The sequence below is a fragment of the Streptomyces capoamus genome (assembly GCF_014654935.1).
GTDB classification, from domain to species: Bacteria; Actinomycetota; Actinomycetes; order Streptomycetales; family Streptomycetaceae; genus Streptomyces; species Streptomyces capoamus.
Genome location: NZ_BNBF01000006.1, coordinates 347,001 through 358,001 on the forward strand (window position 1 = coordinate 347,001; position 11,001 = coordinate 358,001).

The following is an 11,001-nucleotide window of genomic DNA, read 5'->3' on the forward strand; positions in this document are numbered from 1 at the left end:
TCCCGTCGTGGCCTGCTGATCCTGGTCGGTCAGCGCCGTCGCCTGCTGCAGTACCTGGCGAAGAAGGACATCCAGCGCTTCCGTGCGCTGGTCGACCGCCTCGGCATCCGCCGCGGTGCGGCGGGCGCCAAGTAAGTCGCCGTGAGGGAGCGGTTCCCGGAAGCACCCGGGAGTCGCTCCCTTTGCCGTATGCGGGGCCCTGCCGCGCAGACGGAAACCTCCGCCGTGCGTGCGGAGAGGTGCGGAGTGTCACTCACGCTTTGTAGTGTGGTAGCACAACGCAATACGCACGACACGGAACGACGTACGACACAGGTCGTGCGACACAGGTCGTACGACACGCAACGAGGAGGAGCGCACCAGCCGCCGCCGGTCCTCGGTAGTGGCCCCCGGGGGGAAGTGAGCCCCGGGTGCTTCGATCGAAGACCGGCCCGCACCGCACGGAGCGCTTCTCCGCCACCGTCCCCCTGCCACACGGGCAGCCAAGGGACGAAAGACGATAAGTAACGGAGAAAACGCTAGTGGAGAACGAGACCCACTACGCCGAGGCCGTCATTGACAACGGTCCCTTCGGCACCCGCACCATCCGCTTCGAGACGGGCCGCCTGGCCAAGCAGGCCGCCGGCTCCGCCGTGGCCTACCTGGACGACGACACCATGGTGCTGTCGGCCACCACCGCCTCGAAGAACCCCAAGGACCAGCTCGACTTCTTCCCGCTGACGGTGGACGTCGAGGAGCGGATGTACGCCGCCGGCAAGATCCCCGGCAGCTTCTTCCGCCGTGAGGGCCGGCCGTCCGAGGACGCCATCCTCACCTGCCGCCTCATCGACCGCCCGCTGCGCCCGTCCTTCAAGAAGGGCCTGCGCAACGAGATCCAGGTCGTCGCCACGATCATGGCGCTCAACCCCGACCACCTGTACGACGTCGTGGCGATCAACGCCGCGTCCGCGTCCACGCAGCTGGCCGGCCTGCCCTTCTCCGGCCCGATCGGCGGCGTCCGCGTCGCGCTGATCCAGGGCCGCTGGGTCGCCTTCCCGACCCACACCGAGCTGGAGGACGCCGTCTTCGACATGGTCGTCGCCGGCCGTGTCCTGGAGGACGGCGACGTCGCGATCATGATGGTCGAGGCCGAGGCCACCGAGAAGACCATCACGCTGGTCGAGGGCGGCGCCGAGGCGCCGACCGAGGACGTCGTCGCCGCCGGTCTCGAGGCAGCCAAGCCCTTCATCAAGGTGCTGTGCCGCGCCCAGTCCGACCTCGCCGCGAAGGCCGCCAAGCCGACCGGCGAGTTCCCGATCTTCCTGGACTACCAGGACGACGTGTTCGAGGCCCTGACCGCCGCGGTCAAGCCCGAGCTGGCCCAGGCGCTCACCATCGCCGGCAAGCAGGAGCGCGAGGCCGAGCTGGACCGCGTCAAGGGTCTGGCCGCCGAGAAGCTCCTGCCGGAGTTCGAGGGCCGCGAGAAGGAGATCTCCGCCGCGTACCGCTCGCTCACCAAGCAGCTGGTCCGCGAGCGCGTGATCAAGGAGAAGAAGCGCATCGACGGCCGCGGTGTCACCGACATCCGCACCCTGGCCGCCGAGGTCGAGGCCATCCCGCGGGTGCACGGCTCCGCGGTGTTCGAGCGTGGCGAGACCCAGATCCTGGGCGTCACCACCCTCAACATGCTCCGCATGGAGCAGCAGCTGGACACCCTCTCCCCGGTGACCCGCAAGCGCTACATGCACAACTACAACTTCCCGCCGTACTCCACCGGCGAGACCGGCCGCGTCGGCTCCCCGAAGCGCCGCGAGATCGGCCACGGCGCCCTCGCCGAGCGCGCCCTGGTGCCCGTGCTGCCGGCGCGCGAGGACTTCCCCTACGCGATCCGCCAGGTCTCCGAGGCGCTCAGCTCCAACGGCTCGACGTCCATGGGCTCGGTCTGCGCCTCCACCATGTCGCTGCTGAACGCCGGTGTGCCGCTGAAGGCCCCGGTCGCCGGTATCGCCATGGGCCTGATCTCCCAGGAGATCGAGGGCGAGACGCACTACGTCACCCTCACCGACATCCTCGGTGCGGAGGACGCCTTCGGCGACATGGACTTCAAGGTCGCCGGCACCAAGGAGTTCGTGACCGCCCTCCAGCTCGACACCAAGCTGGACGGCATCCCGGCCTCCGTCCTGGCCGCGGCCCTCAAGCAGGCCCGCGACGCGCGTCTCCACATCCTCGACGTGATGATGGAGGCCATCGACCGGCCCGACGAGATGTCCCCGAACGCTCCGCGGATCATCACCGTCAAGATCCCGGTCGACAAGATCGGTGAGGTCATCGGCCCCAAGGGCAAGATGATCAACCAGATCCAGGAGGACACGGGCGCCGAGATCACCATCGAGGACGACGGCACGATCTACATCGGTGCCGCCGACGGTCCCTCGGCGGAGGCCGCCCGCGCCACGATCAACGGCATCGCCAACCCGACGATGCCCGAGGTCGGCGAGCGTTACCTGGGTACGGTCGTGAAGACGACCACCTTCGGCGCGTTCGTCTCCCTGCTGCCCGGCAAGGACGGTCTGCTGCACATCTCGCAGATCCGCAAGCTGGCCGGCGGCAAGCGTGTGGAGAACGTCGAGGACGTGCTCGGTGTGGGCCAGAAGGTCCAGGTCGAGATCGCCGAGATCGACTCCCGCGGCAAGCTCTCCCTCGTTCCGGTGATCGAGGGCGAGGAAGGCTCCTCCGACGAGAACAAGGACGACGCCGAGCAGTGACGTCCCGTAGCTCGAAGGTGACGGCCCGCCCCTCCTCGGAGGCGCGGGCCGTCGCCCGTACCCAAACCCTCATCAAGGGCCAGAACGGCATCGGTACGGTCCGCAAGACCACCCTGCCGGGCGGCCTGCGCGTCGTGACCGAGACCCTGCCCTCGGTCCGCTCCGCGACCTTCGGCATCTGGGCGCACGTCGGCTCCCGCGACGAGACCCCGGCCCTCAACGGCGCCACGCACTACCTGGAGCACCTGCTCTTCAAGGGCACCCGCAAGCGCAGCGCCCTGGACATCTCCTCCGCCCTCGACGCGGTCGGCGGCGAGATGAACGCGTTCACGGCCAAGGAGTACACGTGCTACTACGCGCGCGTGCTCGACGCCGACCTGCCCCTCGCCATCGACGTCGTCTGCGACATGCTGACCGGCTCGCTGATCCGCGAGGAGGACGTCGACGTCGAGCGCGGCGCGATCCTCGAAGAGATCGCCATGACCGAGGACGATCCCGGCGACTGCGTGCACGACCTGTTCGCGCACACCATGTTCGGCGACAACGCCCTCGGCCGCCCGGTCCTCGGCACCGTCGACACGGTCAACGCCCTCACCGCCGACCGCATCCGCCGCTTCTACCGGAAGCACTACGACCCGACCCACCTCGTGGTCGCCTGCGCCGGCAACATCGACCACGCCAAGGTCGTACGACAGGTCCGCGCGGCCTTCGAGAAGGCGGGCACCCTGGGCGACCCGGACGCGCAGCCCATCGCCCCGCGCCAGGGCCGCCGTACGATCCGCACCTCCGGCCAGGTCGAGCTGCTGGCCCGCAAGACCGAGCAGGCGCACGTCGTCCTCGGCATGCCCGGGCTCGCCCGCACCGACGACCGCCGCTGGGCCATGGGCGTGCTCAACACCGCCCTCGGCGGCGGCATGTCCTCCCGCCTCTTCCAGGAGGTCCGGGAGAAGCGCGGCCTCGCCTACAGCGTGTACTCGTACACCTCCGGCTTCGCCGACTGCGGCCTGTTCGGCGTCTACGCCGGCTGCCGGCCCAGCCAGGTGCACGACGTGCTGCGCATCTGCCGCGAGGAACTCGACCACGTCGCGCAGAACGGCCTCTCCGACGAGGAGATCACCCGCGCCATCGGTCAGCTGCGGGGCTCCACGGTCCTGGGCCTGGAGGACACCGGCGCGCTGATGAACCGCATCGGCAAGAGCGAGCTGTGCTGGGGTGAGCAGATGTCCGTGGACGACATGCTGGCGCAGATAGCCGCCGTCACCCCGGACGAGGTCCGCTCCGTCGCCCGCGACATCCTGGGACAGCGCCCGTCGCTGTCGGTCATCGGCCCGCTCAAGGACAAGCAGGCGGCCCGGCTGCACGACGCGGTCGCCTGAAACACCACCGGTTAGGAAGCAGGAACATGAGCAAGCTGCGCGTGGCGGTCCTCGGCGCCGGGGGCCGGATCGGGTCGGAGGCGGTCAAGGCGGTCGAGGCCGCCGAGGACATGGAGCTGGTCGCCGCCCTCGGCCGCGGCGACAAGCTGGAGACGCTGGCGGAGACCGGCGCCCAGGTCGCCGTGGAGCTGACCACCCCGGCCTCGGTCATGGGCAACCTCGACTTCTGCGTGCGCCACGGCATCCACGCGGTCGTCGGTACGACGGGCTGGACCGACGAGCGCCTCGCGCAGCTGAAGGGCTGGCTGGCCCAGTCCCCGGAGACCGGTGTGCTCATCGCGCCGAACTTCTCCATCGGAGCGGTGCTGACGATGAAGTTCGCGCAGATCGCGGCGCCGTACTTCGAGTCGGTCGAGGTGGTCGAGCTGCACCATCCGAACAAGGTGGACGCCCCCTCCGGCACCGCCACGCGCACCGCCCAGCTCATCGCGGAGGCCCGCCGGGCGGCGGGTACGGCACCCGCGCCGGACGCGACCGCCACCGCCCTCGACGGCGCCCGAGGCGCCGACGTCGACGGCGTCCCCGTCCACGCCGTCCGGCTGCGCGGCCTCCTGGCCCACCAGGAGGTCCTGCTCGGCGGCGAGGGCGAGACCCTCACCGTCCGGCACGACTCCCTCCACCACAGCAGCTTCATGCCGGGCATCCTGCTCGGCGCCCGCCGGGTGGTGACCACTCCGGGCCTCACCTTCGGCCTGGAGCACTTCCTGGACCTGAGCTGACAGCCACTGCGATGCGCGCGAAGATCACCTACCTCGTCACGGCCGCCGTCCTGGTCTTCTACTTCGTCCTGGTCGGCAGCCGTGGCGTGCTGCTCATCCAGGCCGGCACGCTCCTGACCGTCACCCTCGGGGTGGCGGTGCTGGTGCTGCCGGTCATCGGCCTGTGGTTCCTGTGGAAGAGCACCCAGTTCGTCCGCCGGGCCAACGCCCTCGCCGCGGAGCTGGAGGCCGAGGGCGGCCTTCCCGTCGACGAGCTGACCCGCCTGCCCAGCGGCCGCATCGACCGCGACTCGGCCGACGAGGTGTTCGCCAGGCGCAAGGCCGAGACGGAGGCGTCCCCCGACGACTGGCGCTCCTGGTTCCGCCTCGCCGTCGCCTACCACGACGCCCGCGACACCCCCCGCGCCCGCAAGGCCATGCAACGCGCGATAGCCCTGCACGACGGCAAACCCCTCCAGCCCTGACGCCCGGGCGCCGGACCCCCGACCGAGGCCGCGCCCCGGACCCGCCGACCCGGTAGGCGACGACCACCCGGAGCCCCGCCCCCGGCCGGCTCACGGAAAGCCCCGCCGCTCGCCATCGGCCGACGACGGCTCACTGAGCGGCCCCGCCCCGCGGGGACCTGCCGTCCTCCGCACACCTAGGGGACGAGTCGGCCCCCCTCCGCCACCCCTACGGGACGAGTCGGCCCCCTTCGCCGATCTGCGTCCAGCCCCGCCGTCGTCTTTCCCGCCGCACCGGACCGGCGCGGTGGCCGTCCGGCTTCCCCGGAGGACGCCTACCCCGTGGCCGTACCGGACCTGGATGCGGCCGGCCGAGCCGGAGCGAGCCGGGGCCTGCCGAAAGCCTCGGCGGCCCTGGCGCCCCGTACCGGACCTGGATGCGGCCGGCCGAGCCGGAGCGAGCCGGGGCCTGCCGAAAGCCCCGGCGGCCCTGGCCCCCCGGAAGTCACCGCTCGGAAGCTGCCCCCAGGCGCCGCTCCTGCCCACGGCTCATGGCCAGGAGCCCCAGCCGCGGAAGGACAGGGGCGACAGGGGACCCAGTCATGCGAGAAGGGGCCGGCCCAACGTGGTGGGGCGGCCCCTTCGCACCGTGCTCCGGGTGTCAGCCCCGGCCGTTTTCCGCTGCCCACGCCTCCACCGCGTCCGCCGCGCGGTCGAAAGCGAGCGGTCGGCCGAGGAAGTCCAGGCTGTGCGTGGTGAGCAGCGGCGGGGTGTCCTCGGACCGCCGGTCCTTGCGGACGAGCGCCAGGGCCTGGCCCTGCACCGTCCGCGGCAGACCCAGCCAGCGCACCGGCTGCTGCACCGTCCGCACCGAGATCACCCGCGCCCACGGCACCGTCCGCGTCACCAGGAACCCGGCCCGCCGCAGTCCGCGCCCGCTCACCCACACCCCCATGCGCAGCAGCCGCAGCGCGCCGACGACGATCGCCAGCCCGGCGCCGAGGACCGCTCCGGCGGTGGTCAGCGAGCCGGTCAGCGCGACCAGCACCGCGGCGAACAGGGCGACGGAGGCGAGCAGCAGGACCAGCGCGGCCACGCCCACCCGCCACGGCCCGGGCCGGTAGGGCCGCCGCCAGCGGTCCGGGTCGTCGTACGGCAGCGCACTCTCGGCCGCCGGTTCAAAGGCGCGGTCGGCCGTCAGGAAGGGCAGGGGCACGGCTGGTCCTCACTCGGCACTCGCGTGGACTGTGCCGTGAGGCTATCCGGCCGTGTTCCCGCTCACCAGCCTTGAGCGTCCGGAAGAGTGCTCAGTGCCCCTGGGACGCCTGGGACTGCTGAGCCGGCGTGCCGGACGTCGTCGAGAGCGCCGGGGTGCCGAGGATCAGGGCGGCGGCGAGCCCGGCGACGAGGGTGAGCCCCAGCAGCCAGCGCCCGGCTATCTCGCCGAAGGAAGCCCGCCTGCGGGGTGGGGGAGTGACATTGCTGCGGAACCTGTCCGCCTCGGCAACGAAGGCGAAGGGTACGGGCTCGCGCCGACGGAACATCTGGATGCCGCTCCTCTCAGGGGCTGTGATCGAACACGCAGTCCTCACCGATACAGACGCACGAGTGACACAAAAGGTGCCCATGTCCGAAAAAATCTCGGGTGGCCCCTATGCGGCGAGGTGGTGGTGCTCAGGGCCCGCCGGGTCCCCCGTAAGGTGGTCGCCAACCGCAGCAGTGATGGAAGGACCCGCACCCCCGTGACCAGCCCCGAGTCGCTCACGTTCCGCAGTGACGTCACCGTCGAGCTGGTGAAGTCCAGCGCTTCCGACGCCGACGTGCTCTTCGCCGCCCGCGTATCCACCGCCGGCGAGCAGTCCCTGGACGAGCTGAAGAAGGACCCCGAGCGCTCCAAGGGCCTGATCAACTACCTGATGCGCGACCGGCACGGCAGCCCGTTCGAGCACAACTCGATGACCTTCTTCATCAGCGCCCCGATCTTCGTCTTCCGCGAGTTCATGCGGCACCGCGTCGGCTGGTCCTACAACGAGGAGTCCGGCCGCTACCGGGAGCTGGAGCCCGTCTTCTACGTCCCCGGCGCCGACCGCAAGCTCGTCCAGGAGGGCCGCCCGGGCAAGTACGTCTTCGTCGAGGGCACCCCGGCCCAGCACGAGGCGGTCAGCGGAGCCCTGCGCGAGTCGTACGAGCAGTCGTACACGGCCTACCAGAAGATGCTCGCCGACGGCGTCGCCCGCGAGGTCGCCCGGGCCGCGCTCCCCGTCGGTCTCTACTCCTCCATGTACGCCACCTGCAACGCCCGCTCCCTGATGCACTTCCTCGGCCTGCGCACCCAGCACGAGCTGGCCAAGGTGCCGTCCTTCCCGCAGCGGGAGATCGAGATGGTGGGCGAGAAGATGGAGGCGGAGTGGGCGAAGCTCATGCCGCTGACGTACGCCGCCTTCAACGCGAACGGGCGTGTGGCGCCGTAGCGAAGCCTTGTTCCCCTGGCGGAACGGATGTACGGGTCAGCCTCGCGAGGTGTCCGTATTGCGGCATTTAGAGAAGTTCATCTAGCCTGATCAAACGGACCCGGCACTGCTTGAACCCCCGAGCAGGCAGTGCCGGGCTCCTTCTTTGTCCTGACTTTCCCGGCACCCCACGGGCGCGTCCCGTATCGAGCACCGAGTAGCGTGTTACCCATGGCTCCGACCTCGACTCCGCAGACCCCCTTCGGGCGGGTCCTCACCGCCATGGTCACGCCCTTCACGGCGGACGGCGCACTCGACCTCGACGGCGCGCAGCGGCTCGCCGCCCACCTGGTGGACGCAGGCAACGACGGCCTGATCATCAACGGCACCACCGGCGAGTCCCCCACCACCAGTGACGCGGAGAAATCGGACCTGGTACGAGCCGTCCTGGAGGCCGTCGGCGACCGCGCCCACGTCGTCGCCGGCGTCGGAACCAACGACACCCAGCACAGCGTCGAGCTGGCCCGCGAGGCCGAGCGCATCGGCGCCCACGGCCTGCTGGTCGTCACGCCGTACTACAACAAGCCCCCGCAGGAGGGCCTGTACCGGCACTTCACGGCCGTCGCCGACGCCACCGGCCTGCCGGTCATGCTCTACGACATCCCCGGCCGCAGCGGCGTTCCGATCAGCACCGAGACCCTCGTCCGGCTCGCCGAGCACCCCCGGATCGTCGCCAACAAGGACGCCAAGGGCGACCTCGGCCGCGCGAGCTGGGCCATCGCCCGGTCCGGCCTCGCCTGGTACTCCGGCGACGACATGCTCAACCTCCCGCTGCTCTCCGTGGGCGCGGTCGGCTTCGTCTCGGTCGTCGGCCACCTCGTCACCCCGGAGCTGCGCGCCCTGGTGGACGCGTACGTCTCCGGTGACGTCGTCAAGGCCACCGAGATCCACCAGAAGCTGCTCCCGGTGTACACCGGCATGTTCCGCACCCAGGGCGTCATGACCACCAAGGCCGCGCTCGCCCTGCAGGGGCTGCCGGCCGGACCGCTGCGTCCGCCCATGGTCGAGTGCTCGCCCGAGGAGATCGCCCAGCTCAAGCTCGATCTTGCTGCCGGCGGGGTACAGCTCTGACAACAGACTTGGCACCACACGGGCTTCACAACTGAAGAACAACAGAAGAGGCGGGCCACCGGTGCCCGCATCCCACAACGACAACTGCTTCCGCACGAACGTCACGCGCGCCACGTGCCTCACCGGTACGTGGCGCGCGTGGTGAGGAGAGTCTTTTGAGTCATCCGCATCCTGAGCTCGGCCCGCCCCCGCCGCTCTCCGAGGGCGGCCTGCGGGTCACCCCGCTCGGCGGCCTCGGCGAGATCGGCCGGAACATGACGGTCTTCGAGTACGGCGGCCGCCTGCTGATCGTCGACTGCGGAGTGCTCTTCCCCGAGGAGGAGCAGCCCGGAATCGACCTGATCCTGCCGGACTTCTCGTCCGTCCGGGACCGCCTCGACGACATCGAGGGCATCGTGCTCACGCACGGCCACGAGGACCACATCGGCGGCGTCCCCTACCTGCTCCGTCTGAAGCCGGACATCCCGCTGATCGGCTCCAAGCTGACCCTCGCCCTGATCGAGGCCAAGCTCCAGGAGCACCGGATCCGTCCGTACACCCTGGAGGTGGCGGAGGGGAACCGCGAGCGCATCGGTCCCTTCGACTGCGAGTTCGTCGCCGTCAACCACTCCATCCCGGACGCCCTGGCCGTCGCCATCCGCACCCCCGCGGGCATGGTGGTGCACACCGGCGACTTCAAGATGGACCAGCTCCCGCTGGACAACCGCCTCACCGACCTGCACGCCTTCGCGCGGCTGAGCGAGGAGGGCATCGACCTCCTCCTCGCCGACTCCACGAACGCGGAGGTCCCGGGCTTCGTCCCGCCCGAGCGTGACATCTCCAACGTGCTGCGGCAGGTCTTCGCCGGCGCCCGCAAGCGGATCATCGTGGCGAGCTTCGCCAGCCACGTCCACCGCATCCAGCAGATCCTGGACGCGGCCCACGAGTACGGCCGCCGGGTCGCCTTCGTCGGCCGCTCCATGGTCCGCAACATGGGCATCGCCCGCGACCTGGGCTACCTGAGGGTCCCGCCGGGCCTGGTGGTGGACGTCAAGACGCTGGACGACCTGCCCGACCACCAGGTGGTCCTGGTCTGCACGGGCTCCCAGGGCGAGCCGATGGCGGCCCTGTCCCGCATGGCCAACCGCGACCACCAGATCCGCATCGTCGAGGGCGACACGGTCATCCTCGCCTCGTCACTGATCCCCGGGAACGAGAACGCGGTCTACCGGGTGATCAACGGCCTGACCCGCTGGGGCGCCAACGTCGTCCACAAGGGCAACGCCAAGGTGCACGTCTCCGGCCACGCGTCCGCGGGCGAGCTGCTGTACTTCTACAACATCTGCCGCCCGAAGAACCTGATGCCGGTGCACGGTGAATGGCGCCACCTGCGGGCCAACGCCGAGCTGGGCGCCCTGACCGGCGTCCCGCACGACCGGATCGTCATCGCCGAGGACGGCGTGGTGGTCGACCTGATCGAGGGCAAGGCCAAGATCTCCGGCAAGGTCCAGGCCGGTTACGTCTACGTCGACGGGCTCTCGGTCGGCGACGTCGGCGAGCCGGCGCTGAAGGACCGGAAGATCCTCGGCGACGAGGGCATCATCTCGGTCTTCGTGGTCGTGGACGCCTCCACCGGCAAGATCACCGGTGGTCCGCACGTCCAGGCGCGCGGCTCCGGTATCGAGGACGCGGCCTTCGCCGACGTCCTCCCGAAGATCACGGAGGTCCTGGAGCGGTCCGCCCAGGACGGCGTCGTGGAGCCCCACCAGCTGCAGCAGCTCATCCGCCGGACCCTCGGCAAGTGGGTCTCGGACACCTATCGCCGCAGGCCGATGATCCTGCCTGTGGTCGTGGAGGTCTGACGACCCGTCGGTGCCCAGCCGGAGCGGGCCGCCTCGATTTGCATCGAGGCGGCCCGCTCCAGTACGTTTACGGCTCCGCCCACCCGGGAACCCCAGCACTTCATGCGCTGGACATGGACGCCCGGGAGCGGGTGGGAAACCGGCTCAGAACTTCTGATAAAGTCGGAACCGCCGGAAAGGGAAACGCGAGAGCGGGAACCTGGAAAGCACCGAGGAAATCGGATCGAGAAAAGATCT

General features: G+C 70.3%; 10 protein-coding genes. 8 read left to right on the top strand and 2 right to left on the bottom strand.

The window, feature by feature from the left end; genetic code table 11:
- From IE312_RS39785 to IE312_RS13010, 5 genes are all read left to right on the top strand, one after another.
- Positions 1–135 (top strand): 30S ribosomal protein S15 (locus IE312_RS39785; RefSeq protein WP_229899634.1); only part of this gene is annotated, 135 nt, incomplete at its 5' end.
- A 386-nt stretch (positions 136–521) separates the two neighbouring features.
- Positions 522–2,744: a polyribonucleotide nucleotidyltransferase gene (locus tag IE312_RS12995; protein ID WP_189981308.1), complete on the top strand. Its 2,223-nt coding sequence runs from the start codon at positions 522–524 to the stop codon at positions 2,742–2,744.
- Positions 2,741–4,120: a M16 family metallopeptidase gene (locus IE312_RS13000; protein ID WP_189981309.1), complete on the top strand. Its 1,380-nt coding sequence runs from the start codon at positions 2,741–2,743 to the stop codon at positions 4,118–4,120. The genes IE312_RS12995 and IE312_RS13000 overlap by 4 nt, the downstream gene beginning before the upstream one ends.
- 26 nt (positions 4,121–4,146) lie before the next feature.
- Positions 4,147–4,899 carry a 4-hydroxy-tetrahydrodipicolinate reductase gene (gene dapB, locus IE312_RS13005; protein ID WP_189981310.1) on the top strand — a complete coding sequence of 251 codons (753 nt, stop codon included), beginning with the start codon at positions 4,147–4,149 and terminating at the stop codon, positions 4,897–4,899.
- A gap of 11 nt (positions 4,900–4,910) precedes the next feature.
- Entirely contained in the window at positions 4,911–5,363 is a 453-nt protein-coding gene (locus tag IE312_RS13010; RefSeq protein ID WP_189981311.1) for a tetratricopeptide repeat protein, read from the top strand.
- Positions 5,364–6,003: 640 nt separating this feature from the next.
- Here the strand turns inward: IE312_RS13010 and IE312_RS13015 are convergent.
- Positions 6,004–6,558 carry an SCO5741 family PH domain-containing membrane protein gene (locus tag IE312_RS13015; RefSeq protein WP_189981312.1) on the bottom strand — a complete coding sequence of 185 codons (555 nt, stop codon included), beginning with the start codon at positions 6,556–6,558 and terminating at the stop codon, positions 6,004–6,006.
- A 91-nt stretch (positions 6,559–6,649) separates the two neighbouring features.
- Positions 6,650–6,886, bottom strand: coding sequence for a hypothetical protein (locus IE312_RS13020; protein ID WP_189981313.1), 237 nt, complete (start codon positions 6,884–6,886; stop codon positions 6,650–6,652).
- Between the two features lie 198 nt (positions 6,887–7,084).
- Here IE312_RS13020 and thyX point away from each other — a divergent pair, with 198 nt between their 5' ends.
- The 3 genes from thyX (at position 7,085) to IE312_RS13035 (ending at position 10,764) form a co-directional block, all read left to right on the top strand.
- Positions 7,085–7,813: an FAD-dependent thymidylate synthase gene (gene thyX, locus IE312_RS13025; protein ID WP_189981314.1), complete on the top strand. Its 729-nt coding sequence runs from the start codon at positions 7,085–7,087 to the stop codon at positions 7,811–7,813.
- A gap of 210 nt (positions 7,814–8,023) precedes the next feature.
- Complete coding sequence (gene dapA, locus IE312_RS13030; protein WP_189981315.1) at positions 8,024–8,923, top strand: 4-hydroxy-tetrahydrodipicolinate synthase; 900 nt, start codon at positions 8,024–8,026, stop codon at positions 8,921–8,923.
- A gap of 155 nt (positions 8,924–9,078) precedes the next feature.
- On the top strand, positions 9,079–10,764 hold the full coding sequence (locus IE312_RS13035) for a ribonuclease J (RefSeq protein WP_189981317.1): 1,686 nt from the start codon (positions 9,079–9,081) through the stop codon (positions 10,762–10,764).
- Positions 10,765–11,001: the final 237 nt, after the last annotated feature.